Source organism: Pseudomonas sp. NFACC08-1, from assembly GCF_900106735.1.
GTDB classification, from domain to species: domain Bacteria; phylum Pseudomonadota; class Gammaproteobacteria; order Pseudomonadales; family Pseudomonadaceae; genus Aquipseudomonas; species Aquipseudomonas fluorescens_Q.
This window is the reverse complement of the sequence record NZ_FNNL01000011.1, coordinates 50,527-65,372: the sequence shown is the minus strand read 5'-3', so window position 1 is coordinate 65,372 and position 14,846 is coordinate 50,527. Positions and strand designations below refer to the sequence as shown.

Genomic DNA, 14,846 nt, shown 5'->3' with positions numbered 1-14,846 from the left:
TGCCAGATACTGCGGATCCCGCGGATCCAATGGCTTGCGAAAGGCGAGGCGTACGATGAGCAAAGAAGTACTGCTGGTTGTTGAGTCGGTATCCAATGAAAAGGGCGTACCGGCTAACGTTATTTTTGAAGCGCTGGAGCTGGCTCTGGCCACTGCTACCAAGAAGCGGTTTGAAGACGAAGTTGATTTGCGTGTGGAAATCAATCGCCACACCGGTGCCTACGAGACTTTCCGTCGCTGGACGGTGGTCGAGGAAGCCGACCTGGATGATCCGGCTATCGAAACCTGGCCGAGCAAGGTTGCAGAAACGCATCCGGGCGCCAAGGTTGGTGATGTAGTAGAAGAAAAAATCGAGTCCATCGAGTTCGGTCGCATCGCTGCACAGACTGCCAAGCAGGTTATTGTGCAGAAAGTTCGCGAAGCCGAGCGCGCGCAAGTTGTCGACGCTTATCGCGAGCGCCTGGGGGAAATCATCTCCGGCACCGTGAAAAAAGTGACCCGCGACAACGTGATCGTCGACCTGGGCAACAACGCCGAAGCGTTGCTGGCTCGCGAAGACATCATTTCTCGCGAAACTTTCCGGGTCGGCGTGCGTTTGCGTGCGCTGCTCAAGGAAATCCGCACCGAGAACCGCGGCCCGCAGTTGATCCTGTCGCGTACCGCGCCGGAAATGCTGATCGAGTTGTTCCGCATCGAAGTGCCGGAAATTGCCGAAGGCCTGATCGAAGTCATGGCCGCCTCCCGTGATCCGGGTTCGCGTGCCAAGATCGCGGTCCGCTCCAAGGACAAGCGCATCGACCCGCAAGGTGCCTGCATCGGCATGCGTGGTTCGCGTGTCCAGGCCGTATCCGGCGAGTTGGGCGGCGAGCGTGTGGACATCGTCCTGTGGGACGACAACCCGGCTCAGTTCGTGATCAATGCCATGTCGCCTGCTGAAGTGGCGGCAATTATCGTCGACGAAGATGCCCACGCCATGGACATCGCCGTTGGCGCAGACAATCTGGCTCAGGCCATCGGTCGCGGTGGTCAGAACGTACGTCTGGCCAGCCAGTTGACTGGCTGGACCCTGAACGTGATGACCGAATCGGACATCCAGGCTAAACAGCAAGCTGAAACCGGCGACATCCTGCGCAACTTCATCGAAGAGCTTGAAGTCGATGAAGAGCTGGCGCAGGTGCTGGTGGATGAGGGCTTTACCAGCCTGGAAGAGATTGCCTACGTACCGGTGGAGGAAATGCTCAACATCGACGGCTTTGACGAGGAGATCGTCAACGAGCTTCGCGCTCGGGCCAAGGATCGTTTGTTGACCAAAGCCATCGCTACTGAGGAAAAGCTGGCAGACGCCCATCCGGCCGAAGACCTGCTCTCGCTTGAGGGCATGGACAAGGATTTGGCGATGGAACTGGCGGTGCGCGGCGTAATTACCCGCGAAGACCTGGCCGAGCAGTCTATTGACGATCTGCTCGACATCGACGGCATTGACGATGATCGTGCCGGCAAGTTGATCATGGCCGCCCGAGCCCACTGGTTCGAGTAATTAGGCGCGGCCTGAGGAGAGAAGTGCATGACGCAAGTCACGGTGAAACAACTGGCCGATGAGGTCAAAACACCGGTAGAGCGCCTGTTGCAGCAGATGCGTGAGGCAGGTCTGCCGCACACCGCCGCCGAGGAACATGTGACCGACAGTGAGAAGCAGTCCCTGCTGACTCACCTGAAGAGCAGTCACAAGGCGAAAGTGGAAGAACCGCGCAAGATCACTCTGCAGCGTAAAACCACCAGCACCCTGCGTGTTGCCGGTAGCAAAAGCATCAGCGTTGAAGTACGCAAGAAGAAAGTCTTCGTACAGCGCAGCCCGGAAGAAATCGAAGCCGAGCGCAAACGCGAACAGGAAGAACGTCGCGCAGTAGAAAATGCTGCTCGTCAGAAGGCTGAAGAAGAAGCCAAGCGTCGCGCCGAAGAAGAAGCGCGTCGCCAGCCTGCTGCTGCGCAAGCTGCTCCGGTAGAAGCCGTCGAGGCTGTTGCCCCGGTAGCCGAGCCTGTGCGCGAAGCCGCTCCAGTCGTGGCTGCGGCTCCGGCTCCAGCCGACACTCGCAAGCGCGACGAACAGCGTCGCCCCGACAAGCCACGTGCCGACGACAACCGTCGTGGCAGCGGCGATGGCGAGCGCAAGAACGCGCCTCATCGTGCTTCGGTCAAGGAAAAGGCACCAGCGCCACGCGTTGCGCCACGTACCACCGACGAAGAAAGCGACGGCTTCCGTCGTGGCGGTCGCGGCAAGGCCAAGCTGAAGAAACGCAACGCCCACGGTTTCCAGAGCCCTACCGGCCCTGTCGTGCGTGAAGTGAAGATCGGCGAGACCATCACTGTGGGCGATCTGGCCCAGCAGATGTCGGTCAAGGCTGCTGAAATCATCAAGTTCATGTTCAAGCTGGGTACGCCAGCCACCATCAACCAGGTACTGGACCAGGAAACTGCCCAACTGGTTGCTGAAGAGCTGGGCCACAAAGTGACCCTGGTCAGCGACACCGCCCTGGAAGATTCCCTGGCCGAGTCCCTGAAGTTTGAAGGTGAGGCGGTTTCCCGTGCACCGGTCGTGACCGTCATGGGCCACGTTGACCACGGTAAAACGTCCCTGCTCGACTATATTCGTCGTGCGAAGGTTGCGGCAGGTGAGGCTGGCGGTATTACCCAGCACATCGGCGCCTACCACGTTGAAACCGACCGCGGCATGGTGACGTTCCTCGACACCCCGGGTCACGCCGCGTTTACCGCGATGCGTGCCCGTGGTGCCAAGGCGACCGACATCGTGATCCTGGTGGTTGCAGCGGACGACGGCGTGATGCCGCAAACCATCGAAGCCGTTCAGCATGCCCAGGCAGCTGGCGTGCCGCTGGTGGTTGCAGTGAACAAGATCGACAAGCCGGGCGCCGATCTCGATCGCATCCGCAGCGAACTGTCGGTCCACGGCGTGACCTCCGAAGAGTGGGGTGGCGACACTCCATTCGTTCCGGTCTCGGCGAAGATGGGTACCGGCGTTGACGAACTGCTCGAAGCCGTTCTGTTGCAAGCCGAGGTTCTGGAACTGACCGCTACACCTTCGGCTCCAGGCCGTGGTGTGGTCGTTGAATCGCGCCTCGACAAGGGCCGTGGTCCGGTTGCGACCGTCCTGGTTCAAGACGGTACCCTGCGCCAAGGCGACATGGTGCTGGTCGGTTCGAACTACGGCCGTGTACGTGCCATGCTCGATGAGAACGGCAAGTCCATCAAGGAAGCCGGCCCGGCTATCCCGGTCGAGATCCTCGGCCTGGACGGCACCCCGGATGCTGGCGACGAGATGAGCGTTGTGGCTGACGAGAAGAAAGCCCGTGAAGTGGCTCTGTTCCGTCAAGGCAAGTTCCGCGAAGTCAAACTGGCTCGTGCTCACGCTGGCAAGCTGGAAAACATCTTCGAGAACATGGGTCAGGAAGAGAAGAAGACGCTCAACATCGTCCTCAAATCCGACGTCCGTGGTTCGCTCGAAGCGTTGAACGGTGCCTTGAACGGCCTGGGTAACGACGAAGTGCAAGTGCGTGTGGTCGGTGGCGGTGTCGGTGGTATCACCGAATCCGACGCCAACCTGGCACTGGCCTCCAACGCTGTACTGTTCGGCTTCAACGTGCGTGCCGATGCCGGCGCTCGCAAGATCGTCGAGCAGGAAGGCCTGGATATGCGTTACTACAACGTGATCTACGACATCATCGAAGACGTCAAGAAAGCGTTGACCGGTATGCTGGGCAGTGACGTGCGGGAGAACATCCTGGGTGTTGCCGAAGTTCGCGACGTGTTCCGTTCGCCGAAGTTTGGAGCCATCGCCGGTTGCATGGTGATCGAGGGTGTTGTTCACCGTAACCGTCCGATCCGTGTACTGCGTGAAGACATCGTGATCTTCGAAGGCGAGCTGGAATCCCTGCGCCGCTTCAAGGATGACGCTTCCGAAGTACGTGCCGGCATGGAGTGCGGTATTGGCGTCAAGAGCTACAACGACGTCAAGGTCGGCGACAAGATCGAAGTCTTCGAGAAGGTCCAGGTTGCTCGCAGCCTCTGACTCGCGCACTTCAAGAGCCGCACCGGGCAGCCGCATGAACATGCACTGCCTGGTTGGCGGACTCTAAATGCAACGCCCGGTCTGGCTTTTGCCAGGCCGGGCGTTTGCCGCTTTCAGACCTCGCGGGTTTCACCGTGGGGCAGTAACAGGTAACAAGACATGGCAAAAGAATACAGCCGTACCCAACGAATCGGCGATCAGATGCAGCGCGAGCTGGCCCAGCTGATCCGTCGCGAAGTCAAAGACCCGCGCGTCGGCCTGGTCACCATTACCGCAGTGGAAGTCAGCCGTGACGTTGGTCATGCGAAGATTTTCATCACCGTGATGGGCCAGGACAGCGCCGAAGAAATCGCCCAGAGCATCAAGGTGCTCAACTCGGCCGCCGGCTTCCTGCGTATGCAGCTGGCCCGGGAGATGAAGCTGCGCAGCGTCCCACAGTTGCATTTCCACTACGACGAAAGCGTCGTGCGTGGTGCGCATCTGTCGGCCTTGATCGAACGCGCCGTGGCTGAAGACAGTCAGCACCCGGTTGCGGCTGAACCTGAAGACACCAAGGAGTAATTCGGTGGCTCAGGTCAAACGTATCCGTCGTAACGTCAGCGGCATCATCCTGCTCGACAAGCCGCTGGGGTTCACGTCCAACGCGGCGTTGCAGAAGGTTCGCTGGCTGCTCAATGCTGAAAAGGCCGGGCACACCGGTAGCCTCGATCCGCTGGCCACCGGCGTGCTGCCGCTGTGCTTTGGCGAGGCGACCAAGTTTTCCCAGTACCTGCTCGATTCCGACAAGGGTTATGAAACCCTGGCGCAACTGGGCAAGACAACCACCACGGCGGATGCCGAAGGTGAGGTTTTGCTCGAGCGCCCGGTGACCGTTGGTCAGGCCGATATCGAAGCGGTGTTGCCGAAATTTCGCGGGCAAATCAGTCAGATACCGCCGATGTACTCGGCTCTGAAGCGTGATGGCCAACCGCTGTATAAACTGGCTCGTGCAGGCGAAGTAGTGGAGCGTGAACCGCGTTCTGTTACTATTGCGCGCTTGGAATTGCTGGCCTTTGACGGTAATACTGTGCGGCTGGCCGTGGATTGCAGCAAGGGCACCTATATCCGGACCCTGGTGGAGGATATTGGTGAACAGCTCGGCTGTGGTGCGTACGTGGCAGAATTGCGACGGACCCAGGCCGGGCCTTTCACGTTGGCCCAGACGGTCACGCTGGAAGAGCTTGAAGCGGTCCATGCCGAAGGCGGCAACGAAGCGGTCGACCGTTTCCTGATGCCATCGGACAGCGGGTTGCTGGATTGGCCGCTGTTGCAGTTCTCGGAACACAGCGCGTTCTACTGGCTCAATGGCCAGCCGGTACGTGCCCCGGATGCGCCGAAGTTCGGCATGGTCCGGGTACAGGATCATAATGGTCGCTTCATCGGTATAGGTGAAGTGAGCGAAGACGGGCGCATTGCGCCGCGTCGACTGATTCGGTCGGAATGACCGGAACCAGCCTGCGTAACAGCAGGTTGGCGAGTGTGGCTGTTAACAGGCACGGTCACTACTCATTTATAGATACAGGGATTTGTCCCTGGCCTGTTGAAGCTGTTTCCTCGGAACAGTTTCCTGACTAAAAGGATTGCCTCATGGCTCTCGACGTTCAAGAAAAAGCTCAAATCGTAGCTGACTACCAGCAAGCTGTTGGTGACACTGGTTCGCCAGAAGTGCAAGTTGCACTGCTGACCGCCAACATCAACAAACTGCAAGGTCACTTCAAGGCCAACGGTAAGGATCACCACTCCCGTCGTGGTCTGATCCGCATGGTAAACCAGCGTCGTAAGCTGCTGGACTACCTGAAAGGCAAGGACGTGAGCCGTTACAGCGCTCTGATCGCTCGCCTGGGTCTGCGTCGCTAATCAGCGATTGCGCTAGAGGTTGGTGGTCTGTCGTACGTCAGTGGGTTTCCCGCTGGCGCATGGCAGGCTCCCAGCCTCAAGTTTTATCTGGATACACGCTTTACCCTGGACAAACGTCGGGCCGATTCCCGTCATTGCCCAAGAATTTCGCAAGAAGACAAGTTCCCCAAGAGCCACAAAGAAGGTAGGACACCGTGAACCCGGTAATCAAAAAATTCCAGTTCGGTCAGTCGACCGTTACCCTCGAGACTGGCCGTATCGCCCGTCAGGCCTCCGGCGCAGTGCTGGTCACCGTTGACGACGACGTCAGCGTATTGGTGACCGTTGTCGGTGCCAAGCAAGCCGATCCAGGCAAGGGCTTCTTCCCTCTGTCTGTTCACTACCAGGAAAAGACTTACGCTGCCGGTAAGATCCCTGGCGGTTTCTTCAAGCGCGAAGGCCGTCCTTCCGAGAAAGAAACCCTGACTTCCCGACTTATCGACCGTCCGATCCGTCCGCTGTTCCCAGAAGGCTTCATGAACGAAGTGCAGGTCGTCTGCACCGTCGTGTCCACCAGCAAGAAAACCGATCCGGACATCGCTGCGATGATCGGTACCTCGGCTGCCCTGGCCATCTCCGGCATTCCTTTCGATGGCCCGATCGGCGCTGCCCGCGTTGCGTTCCACGAAAGCACCGGCTACCTGCTGAACCCGACCTACGAGCAACTGAAAGCCTCGAGCCTGGACATGGTCGTGGCCGGTACTTCCGAAGCCGTGCTGATGGTTGAATCCGAAGCCAAGGAACTGACCGAAGACCAGATGCTGGGCGCCGTACTGTTCGCCCACGACGAGTTCCAGGTGGTGATCAACGCCGTCAAGGAACTGGCCGCCGAAGCCGCCAAGCCAACCTGGACCTGGGCTCCGCAAGCCGAAGCCACCGAGTTGCTGGGCGCGATCCGTGCCGAGTTCGGCGAAGCGATCTCCCAAGCCTACACCATCACCGTCAAGGCCGACCGTTATGCACGCCTGGGCGAGCTGAAAGACCAGGTCGTTGCCAAGCTGTCCGGCGAAGAAGGCCAGCCATCGGCCAGCGACGTCAAAGCCGCTTTCGGTGAAATCGAATACCGCACCGTTCGCGAAAACATCGTCAACGGCAAGCCGCGTATCGACGGTCGCGACACCCGCACCGTACGTCCGCTGAACATCGAAGTCGGCGTTCTGCCAAAGACCCACGGTTCGGCACTGTTCACCCGTGGCGAAACCCAGGCCCTGGTCGTTGCAACACTGGGCACCGCCCGTGACGCGCAACTGCTGGACACCCTGGAAGGCGAAAAGAAAGACCCGTTCATGCTGCACTACAACTTCCCTCCGTTCTCGGTGGGTGAGTGTGGTCGCATGGGTGGCGCCGGTCGTCGCGAAATCGGTCACGGCCGTCTGGCCCGTCGTTCGGTCCAGGCCATGCTGCCTGCCGCTGACGTGTTCCCGTACACCATTCGCGTGGTATCGGAAATCACCGAGTCCAACGGTTCGAGCTCGATGGCTTCGGTCTGCGGCGCTTCCCTGGCCCTGATGGACGCCGGTGTGCCGATGAAGGCACCGGTTGCCGGTATCGCCATGGGTCTGGTCAAAGAGGGCGAGAAATTCGCCGTCCTGACCGACATCCTGGGTGATGAAGACCACCTGGGCGACATGGACTTCAAAGTGGCCGGTACCGCCAAAGGCGTCACCGCACTGCAGATGGACATCAAGATCAAGGGCATCACCGAAGAGATCATGGAAATCGCCCTGGGCCAGGCCCTGGAAGCGCGCCTGAACATCCTCGGTCAGATGAACCAGATCATCGGTCAGTCCCGTACCGAGCTGTCGGAAAATGCTCCGACCATGATCGCGATGAAAATCGACACCGACAAAATCCGTGATGTTATCGGTAAAGGCGGCGCGACCATCCGTGCGATCTGTGAAGAAACCAAGGCTTCGATCGACATCGAAGACGACGGTTCGATCAAGATCTTCGGTGAAACCAAGGAAGCGGCAGAAGCGGCACGCCAGCGCGTCCTGGGCATCACTGCCGAAGCCGAGATCGGCAAGATCTACGTCGGCAAGGTTGAGCGCATCGTCGACTTCGGCGCGTTCGTCAACATCCTGCCGGGCAAGGACGGTCTGGTTCACATCTCCATGCTGAGCGATGCTCGCGTCGAGAAGGTGACCGACATCCTCAAGGAAGGCCAGGAAGTGGAAGTGCTGGTACTGGACGTGGACAACCGCGGCCGTATCAAGCTGTCCATCAAGGACGTCGCAGCAGCCAAGGCATCGGGCGTTTAATCACCCCATCGCCTAACCGCTGAACAAGCAAGCGCCCCGACTGGTTCGGGGCGTTTTGCTGTGTGACGAAAATCCCTGTGTCGCGGGTTGCCTGGCCGCAGGGGACGATGCTAGGTTTAGCCACCGCCCGTGTAGCTCAGTCGGTAGAGCAGCGCACTCGTAACGCGAAGGTCGCAGGTTCGATTCCTGTCTCGGGCAAAAATTTTTTCGCCCACGCTTTTATGCGTGATGCTGTAGATATTCGTTCAGTGCTTGGCGTGTCAGGTCGTTCAGCGATACATTTTGACGAGTCGCAGCCAAAGCCGCTGCCAAATGTAGATCGTGACCGATGCGAACATTGAACGATCCTTTGCAGGGTATTTCTGGCTTCTGGCCTAGCTGCTGGCAGGTCTGTAGATAATCATCTACGGATTCGCGAAAAGCCGTTTCCAATTCGGCCACCGTTTGTCCCTCATAGCTCACCAGCGCCCGTATGAATAAGAGCTTTCCGAACAGGCATTTATCTTCGGTGCTCGCTTCAATCGAGCCGACGTAGCCCTTGTAGTGCAGCTGGGTGCTCATGGGATCAGGCCTCCTGTTTTCAATTGCTCAATAATCTGGCGTCTTACGTACATTTTGAGCTCATTACCTGGATGCGGCTTGTGTAAGCTGATCATTGCACCTGGGTCGCCATTATCGAATTTAACTCGACTGCCAGAGCCTTCCAGTTGGGAGTAACCCAGGCGACGTAATAGGGTGATGAGTTGCGGCCAAGTAAATGAGCCTTGTTCATTGAGCAGCTTTGCGAGGTTTTTTTCATTTTTTGACATAAGCGCTTTTCGTTGCGACTGAATATAGTTGCAGGCGTCAGGGCGGTCAATGAGAAGGCTTTGGTCATTGAGCCTCAGTGCTGAAGTAATGGAATATTTATAAGGGCTGAATCCCCGCCCATGGAAACGAGAAACTGTAACCGGACGCATATCTCGTTCCTCCATTCGATTCCGGTTGTTGCACTGGCTTGCGTCTCTGTTAGGATTCCTTGTCCCAAAAAGTCAAACACCTTTGTTTTCAGATGATCCCCGAATGGTTCTGAAGGCCAGATAAACCGGGCTTCACACGGTTTTTTGCGTCAGAGAGATCCTTGATGATCCAGATCCATCTTCCATTCCCCAGATCAGCGAGAACGCCATGACCGTTAAAGCATTGACCCAAGAAGCCAGGCACGAAGAAGCGCTGAAAAAATACGTACTGGACGCGCCCCAGTTGCTGGAAGAGATCAAGGACTTGCCCGCCGACGATCAGAAAGACCAGATCCAATGGGCATTCGAGGACGAGGCCGAAGCCCAGGGACTACAACCTTGGGAGTTGACGCTCAAGTACACCAGCACGCCTGAGGAATTCGAGGCGCAGCGCCTTGCGTTGCACAAGGAAGCGGCCGAGGTGTTGGGTGTGGAATGGGATGAGTACTGCGAGATGAACAATCTGGTGGTTTAACGGCAGCTACAAGCTACAAGCTACAAGCTACAAGCTACAAGCTACAAGACAAGCGCGGAACAGCTTGAAGCTTGTAGCTTGCGGCTCGAAGCTGCTCAGAGACTGAGCCGCATCGATAGATCCACTGCCTTCACATCCTTGGTCATCGCGCCGATCGAGATGTAGTCCACCCCAGTCTCGGCAATCGGGCGCAACGTGCTTTCGTTGATCCCGCCGCTGGCTTCCAGCTTCGCCTTGCCGCCATTGAGGCGTACGGCTTCACGCATGTCCTCCAGGCTCAGTTCGTCGAGCATGATGATGTCGGCGTCGGCCGTAAGCGCTTCTTTCAATTCCGCCAGGCTTTCCACTTCGACTTCCACCGGTTTGCCCGGTGCGATCTTGTGGGCGGCAGCGATGGCCTGGGCGATCCCGCCGCAGGCAGCGATGTGGTTTTCCTTGATCAGGAACGCATCGTACAGGCCGATGCGGTGGTTATGGCAGCCACCGCAGGTGACCGCGTACTTCTGGGCCAGGCGCAGGCCGGGCAGGGTCTTGCGGGTGTCCAGCAGCTTGACCTGCGTGCCTGCGACAAAGTCGGCCAGGTAACGGGCCCGCGTGGCGACGCCCGAGAGCATTTGCAGGAAGTTCAGCGCGCTGCGTTCGCCGGTCAGCAGCGAGCGGGCCGGGCCTTCCAGGTGGAACAGCACTTGATCGGGGTTGACCCGGTCGCCGTCGTGCACTTGCCAATGTACCGCGACACGCGGGTCCAGTTGCCGGAACACGGCATCGACCCAGGCCGTGCCACTGATGATTGCCGCGTCGCGGGTGATGATGGTGGCCTTGGCCAGGCGTTCGGCGGGGATCAGTTGCGCGGTGATGTCGCCGCTGCCGATGTCTTCAAGCAACGCACGGCGCACGTTGGCTTCGATTTCGGCGGTCAGATCGGCGAGGCGTAGATTCGGCATAACGGGCTCCACAAACAAAGTGGCCTGATTATAGGGTGTCGAAACCTGCATTTGGTCGCGTCCTCGCAACATTTCCTTATTTCCCAGGTCACTTATTGCGCCGTATTTCGAGATGGATCACAGAGTGTGCTGGTACGACAGGGCTGTTTTACCCGATAATCCGCCTTTCGATTGACGTCATAGCTTTGACGTTACGAGCCGCAGAAAGCCGTTTCAGGAGGCCAGGATGCACAACGACGGGAATGTAGTGCCTTTGCACAAGGTCGCTACCGATCAGGCGAGCCCCTCGCCGCTCGCCCGCCTGCCTGTGATTCTGCTTCAGGTTCGCGACAAGGCCGCCCAGCAGTTGCGCCTGGGCTTGCAAGGGTTGTTCGATAATGCCGACGACACCTTGTTTGAAATGGCCGACCGGGCGCGCGACGACGTCGAGCAGAACCTGTACTTCGAGGCCATGCGGGACTTGCGCCTGAAGCGTAAAAGCATCGAGCGTGAATTCATCGAGCAGTTTTTCGAGACCTTCGTCAGCCTCGCCCAATACGACCTGACCCACGCCAGCCTGGCGCCAGACAGCCAAATCCAGCGCTCCCAGGACGACCTGGAGCGGCATCTGGCGGTCGAGGCGATGGTCACTCGGGTGCTCAGGCGCGATGGTGTGTCTCTGGAACAACTGACGGCCCGGCTCAGTGTGCTGCTGGCCCGACCGCTGGCCAATCAGCACAATCCCCTGAGCCCGGCATTGCTGTGCGAGAAGTTCCTGCAGGCCGGGCGCAACCTGGGCGTGGGAATCAAGGTCAAGCTGATCCTGCTCAAGCTGTTCGAGCGTTATGTGCTCAGCGATTGCGACCAACTCTATACCGAGGCCAACCAGTTGCTGGCCGCCACCGGCATCCTGCCAGAGCTCAAGGTCACGCTGGCGCGCCGGGCGTCGGATCGCACCGAGGATAACCCCAGGCCCAACGCCGAGATAGCTGCCAAGCCCAGCGATGCCGAGGTGGATGACAGCGTGCAGGAAGTGTTTGCCGCCTTGCAGAAACTGTTGATGCAGGTGCGTGGCACTGTGGCGCCGACCTTGGAGCTCAGCGCGCCGCCCCAGCCGATTTCTACCCGTGACCTGCTGCGGCTGCTCTCTCATTTACAGCAATACGTGCCGGCGCCTGCCGTTCACGACGAGTTCGATTTGCGTAGCCAGCTCGAACAACTGTTGACCCGGGTCAGCGTCAGGAGTGGCAAGTCTCGCGTGGTCGAAGGCGCCGATGAGGACGTGATCAACCTGATCTCGATGATGTTCGAATTCATCCTCGACGATCACAACCTGCCAGACTCTTTCAAGGCCCTGATCGGCCGCCTGCAAATCCCGATGCTCAAGGTCGCGGTGCAGGACAAGAGTTTCTTCAGCCGCGGTAATCATCCGGCCCGGCGACTGCTTAACGAAATCGCGGCTGCGGCCATGGGCTGGGGTGATTGCGACGATCATCAGCGCGACAGCCTCTACCTGCGCATCGAGCAGGTGGTGCAGCGCTTATTGAATGATTTTGTCGATGACCCGGCGATTTTCTCCGAGTTGCTGGCCGACTTCCTGGCCTTCACCAGTGACGAGCGGCGCCGCAGTGAGCTGCTCGAACAGCGCATCCGCGATGCCGAAGAAGGCCGGGCCAAGGCCGAACTGGCGCGCCAGCGCGTCGAAGGGGCGCTGAACCAGGTGATGTTGGGCAAAGTCCTGCCACAAGCGGTGGTGGAGTTCGTGCAACACGCCTGGAGCCAGGTGTTGCTGCTGACGTGCTTCAAGCATGGCAAGTATTCCGCCGAGTGGCAGGCCGACGTCTTGACCCTGGAGCAATTGATCTGGAGCGTCCAGCCTCATGATGAACCCGATGCCGGCCTGCGTTTGCTGGCGATAGTGCCCGAACTGCTCAAGGCCCTGCGTGAAGGCTTGAGTCGCTCGGCGTTCGATCCGTTCGCCACCAGCGAATTTTTCAGTGAGCTGGAAGCCCTGCATGTGCAGGCGCTCGAGCGCACCGGCCAAGCGACGGAACAGGCCGAGTCGTTCACTTCACCGGTCATGGTCGAGGTGCTGGAGAAAATCGTCTTGCGGCCCCCTCAAAAGTCGGCGGGGGAGAGCGTGGCGGTGCATTTGCCGGCCGATGACGTGGGTCTGCTGCAGGTCGACCAGTTGCACCTGGGAAGCTGGGTCGAGTTCCAGGAGGACGATGACAACACCCTGCGTTGCAAGCTGGCGGCGATCATCGAGGCCACCGGCAAATACGTCTTCGTCAATCGCACCGGCCTCAAGGTATTGGAGCACAGCCGCACCAGCCTGGCCCTGGAGTTTCGCCGTGGCGCGGCGCGGCTGCTGGACGACACCCTGTTGTTCGACCGCGCGCTGGAGTCGGTGCTGGGCAATCTGCGTCAGCTCAATCGCGGCAAGTGATCGCGCGGCCCGGTCCGATCACGGCATACTGGCGGCATTCACCGTCGTCATCGAAGGAACCTGTATGCAGTTGGACTCCGCGAGCGGTTGGTGCGAGGGGGTGCGTCATTGCCCATCGCCCAACTTCAATGCGCGCCCCGAGGGCGAAATCTCCCTGCTGGTGATCCACAACATCAGCCTGCCACCGGCACAATTCGCTACGGGCAAGGTGCAGGAATTCTTCCAGAATCGTCTGGATGTCACGGAACATCCCTACTTTGTAGGTATCGCCGATCTGCGTGTTTCTGCGCATTTCCTGATCGAGCGTGACGGCGCCGTGACCCAATTTGTCTCTTGTCTGGATCGTGCGTGGCATGCGGGGGTCTCGTGCTTCGAGGGGCGTGAGGCCTGTAATGATTTTTCCCTGGGCATCGAGCTCGAAGGCACGGATGATCTGCCGTTCACCGACGCGCAATATGTCGCATTGGTGGACCTGACCCGGCAGTTGCAAGCGGCGTTCAGGGCGATCACTGTGCAGCGTATCTGCGGGCACAGCGACATCGCCCTGGGGCGCAAGACCGATCCGGGACCGGCATTCGACTGGGTGCGCTATCGCGCGGCCCTGACAGAAGGGGAAGGACAATGAGTTTTCTGGTGTTGCTGCTGGCCGTCTGGATCGAGAAGTTCTCGGCCTTGCGCCAGCGGGTCCAGCGTGACGGCGGTTGGCTGCACGAGCTGAACAAGCTCGAGGCGAGCCCACGTTGGGTCAACCGACCCTGGCTGGTGCTGACGGTGATGGTTTTGCTACCCGTGGCGCTGCTGGCGTTGCTGCTCTGGGTGCTGGAGCCGGTGGCCTACGGTCTGTTGGCGCTGCCAGTGCATTTGCTGGTGGTGATTTACAGCCTGGGGCGCGGTGATCTGCTGGCCGGCCTCGGGCCGTTTCGCGATGCGTGGCGTCGGGAAGACCTGCAAGCGGCGGCCCATGTCGCCAAGCGCGACCTGGACATTGAAGCCAATGACGGTGAGCAGTTACTGGAGCGTGTCCAGGGGCATTTGTTGTGGCAGGCCTACCAGAGCTTCTTTGCGGTGATTTTCTGGTACTTCGTGTTGGGCCCGGTCGCGGCCTTGAGCTATCGGCTGCTGGCGCTGGCCGCCGAGAACAGCCAGAACCCCGGTGTGGCCGAGCGGGCCGCACAAATGCGCCATGCCTTCGATTGGGTGCCGGTGCGGTTGCTGGCGGCAAGCTTCGCCCTGGTGGGGAATTTCGTCGCGGTCAGCCGGGTCATGTTGCATGAACTGCTGAACTGGAACATCAGCGCCGCCGACCTTATCGACAAGGTCGGCCTGGTGGCAGGCGAGATCCCCCGGCCCGTCGCCGGACCGGACGGCATCAACAGCCTGGACCGTCTCTGGGAATTGCTGCTGCGTGCGGCGGTGCTCTGGTATGCCGGGTTTGCGTTGTGGACGGTGTTGGCTTAAGAACAGCAAGGTCATGCCGTTGTGGCGAGGGGATTTATCCCCGCTGGGCTGCGAAGCAGACCCATTGATTCAAGGCTTAGAATTGCCAGGGGCCGCTCCGCGCCCCAGCGGGGATAAATCCCCTCGCCACAAAGGGCAGGTCGCTCGTTAACCTTAAGTTACAAATCTCCCCGCCGATTTAGGCTATACAAGAGCAGCGCCCGAATAGTGGCTTTCTGCTGTCTCTGTGCGCCTGCCTATAAAAATAAAAACCTACCGGGAGA

General features: G+C 59.3%; 13 protein-coding genes and 1 tRNA gene. 11 read left to right on the top strand and 3 right to left on the bottom strand.

Annotation, left to right across the window (positions count from 1 at the left end; all coding sequences use genetic code 11):
* Positions 1-55 precede the first annotated feature (55 nt).
* The 7 genes from nusA to BLU76_RS21385 all read left to right on the top strand — a co-directional run bounded on the left by nusA (position 56) and on the right by BLU76_RS21385 (position 8,478).
* Positions 56-1,537 carry a transcription termination factor NusA gene (nusA, locus tag BLU76_RS21415; RefSeq protein ID WP_003177868.1) on the top strand — a complete coding sequence of 494 codons (1,482 nt, stop codon included), beginning with the start codon at positions 56-58 and terminating at the stop codon, positions 1,535-1,537.
* Positions 1,538-1,564: 27 nt separating this feature from the next.
* Positions 1,565-4,084, top strand: coding sequence for a translation initiation factor IF-2 (gene infB, locus BLU76_RS21410; RefSeq protein WP_063322981.1), 2,520 nt, complete (start codon positions 1,565-1,567; stop codon positions 4,082-4,084).
* A 159-nt stretch (positions 4,085-4,243) separates the two neighbouring features.
* Positions 4,244-4,645 (top strand): 30S ribosome-binding factor RbfA, encoded by a 402-nt coding sequence (gene rbfA / locus BLU76_RS21405; protein WP_003177871.1) that lies wholly within the window; start codon positions 4,244-4,246, stop codon positions 4,643-4,645.
* Between the two features lie 4 nt (positions 4,646-4,649).
* The gene (truB, locus tag BLU76_RS21400; RefSeq protein WP_063322980.1) at positions 4,650-5,567 is read left to right on the top strand and encodes a tRNA pseudouridine(55) synthase TruB; all 918 of its coding nucleotides are present in this window, start codon (positions 4,650-4,652) and stop codon (positions 5,565-5,567) included.
* 143 nt (positions 5,568-5,710) lie between these two features.
* Complete coding sequence (gene rpsO, locus BLU76_RS21395; RefSeq protein WP_011332409.1) at positions 5,711-5,980, top strand: 30S ribosomal protein S15; 270 nt, start codon at positions 5,711-5,713, stop codon at positions 5,978-5,980.
* Between the two features lie 194 nt (positions 5,981-6,174).
* Positions 6,175-8,280 (top strand): polyribonucleotide nucleotidyltransferase, encoded by a 2,106-nt coding sequence (gene pnp / locus BLU76_RS21390; protein ID WP_003197725.1) that lies wholly within the window; start codon positions 6,175-6,177, stop codon positions 8,278-8,280.
* A 125-nt stretch (positions 8,281-8,405) separates the two neighbouring features.
* A tRNA-Thr gene (locus BLU76_RS21385) sits at positions 8,406-8,478 on the top strand.
* A 21-nt stretch (positions 8,479-8,499) separates the two neighbouring features.
* Here the strand turns inward: BLU76_RS21385 and BLU76_RS21380 are convergent.
* Complete coding sequence (locus BLU76_RS21380) at positions 8,500-8,841, bottom strand: type II toxin-antitoxin system HicB family antitoxin (protein ID WP_092224291.1); 342 nt, start codon at positions 8,839-8,841, stop codon at positions 8,500-8,502.
* Complete coding sequence (locus BLU76_RS21375) at positions 8,838-9,089, bottom strand: type II toxin-antitoxin system HicA family toxin (RefSeq protein WP_092146112.1); 252 nt, start codon at positions 9,087-9,089, stop codon at positions 8,838-8,840. Before BLU76_RS21375 ends, BLU76_RS21380 begins: the two co-directional genes overlap by 4 nt.
* A gap of 358 nt (positions 9,090-9,447) precedes the next feature.
* Between BLU76_RS21375 and BLU76_RS21370 the strand changes: the two genes are divergently transcribed.
* Positions 9,448-9,753 (top strand): DUF6388 family protein, encoded by a 306-nt coding sequence (locus tag BLU76_RS21370; RefSeq protein ID WP_053213286.1) that lies wholly within the window; start codon positions 9,448-9,450, stop codon positions 9,751-9,753.
* A 95-nt stretch (positions 9,754-9,848) separates the two neighbouring features.
* On the opposite strand, the gene nadC is transcribed toward BLU76_RS21370, so the two are convergent.
* Complete coding sequence (nadC, locus tag BLU76_RS21365) at positions 9,849-10,697, bottom strand: carboxylating nicotinate-nucleotide diphosphorylase (RefSeq protein ID WP_092224289.1); 849 nt, start codon at positions 10,695-10,697, stop codon at positions 9,849-9,851.
* Between the two features lie 226 nt (positions 10,698-10,923).
* On the opposite strand from nadC, the gene BLU76_RS21360 reads away from it, so the two are divergent.
* From BLU76_RS21360 to ampE, 3 genes are all read left to right on the top strand, one after another.
* Positions 10,924-13,125, top strand: a complete 2,202-nt coding sequence (locus BLU76_RS21360) for a DUF1631 domain-containing protein (protein WP_092146108.1) — start codon at positions 10,924-10,926, stop codon at positions 13,123-13,125.
* A gap of 64 nt (positions 13,126-13,189) precedes the next feature.
* Positions 13,190-13,750 carry a 1,6-anhydro-N-acetylmuramyl-L-alanine amidase AmpD gene (gene ampD / locus BLU76_RS21355; protein WP_092224287.1) on the top strand — a complete coding sequence of 187 codons (561 nt, stop codon included), beginning with the start codon at positions 13,190-13,192 and terminating at the stop codon, positions 13,748-13,750.
* A complete protein-coding gene (gene ampE / locus BLU76_RS21350) occupies positions 13,747-14,583 on the top strand; it encodes a regulatory signaling modulator protein AmpE (protein WP_092146106.1) in 837 nt (278 codons plus the stop codon). The genes ampD and ampE overlap by 4 nt, the downstream gene beginning before the upstream one ends.
* Positions 14,584-14,846 lie beyond the last annotated feature (263 nt).

Excerpts from the sequence above, each read along its gene's own strand:
- BLU76_RS21380 (WP_092224291.1), bottom strand. The coding sequence starts at position 8,841 with ATGAGCACCCAGCTGCACTACAAGGGCTACGTCGGCTCGATTGAAGCG.
- rbfA (WP_003177871.1), top strand. The coding sequence starts at position 4,244 with ATGGCAAAAGAATACAGCCGTACCCAACGAATCGGCGATCAGATGCAG.
- BLU76_RS21370 (WP_053213286.1), top strand. The coding sequence starts at position 9,448 with ATGACCGTTAAAGCATTGACCCAAGAAGCCAGGCACGAAGAAGCGCTG.
- BLU76_RS21360 (WP_092146108.1), top strand. The coding sequence starts at position 10,924 with ATGCACAACGACGGGAATGTAGTGCCTTTGCACAAGGTCGCTACCGAT.
- BLU76_RS21375 (WP_092146112.1), bottom strand. The coding sequence starts at position 9,089 with ATGTCAAAAAATGAAAAAAACCTCGCAAAGCTGCTCAATGAACAAGGC.
- nadC (WP_092224289.1), bottom strand. The coding sequence starts at position 10,697 with ATGCCGAATCTACGCCTCGCCGATCTGACCGCCGAAATCGAAGCCAAC.
- ampE (WP_092146106.1), top strand. The coding sequence starts at position 13,747 with ATGAGTTTTCTGGTGTTGCTGCTGGCCGTCTGGATCGAGAAGTTCTCG.
- rpsO (WP_011332409.1), top strand. The coding sequence starts at position 5,711 with ATGGCTCTCGACGTTCAAGAAAAAGCTCAAATCGTAGCTGACTACCAG.
- ampD (WP_092224287.1), top strand. The coding sequence starts at position 13,190 with ATGCAGTTGGACTCCGCGAGCGGTTGGTGCGAGGGGGTGCGTCATTGC.
- infB (WP_063322981.1), top strand. The coding sequence starts at position 1,565 with ATGACGCAAGTCACGGTGAAACAACTGGCCGATGAGGTCAAAACACCG.
- nusA (WP_003177868.1), top strand. The coding sequence starts at position 56 with ATGAGCAAAGAAGTACTGCTGGTTGTTGAGTCGGTATCCAATGAAAAG.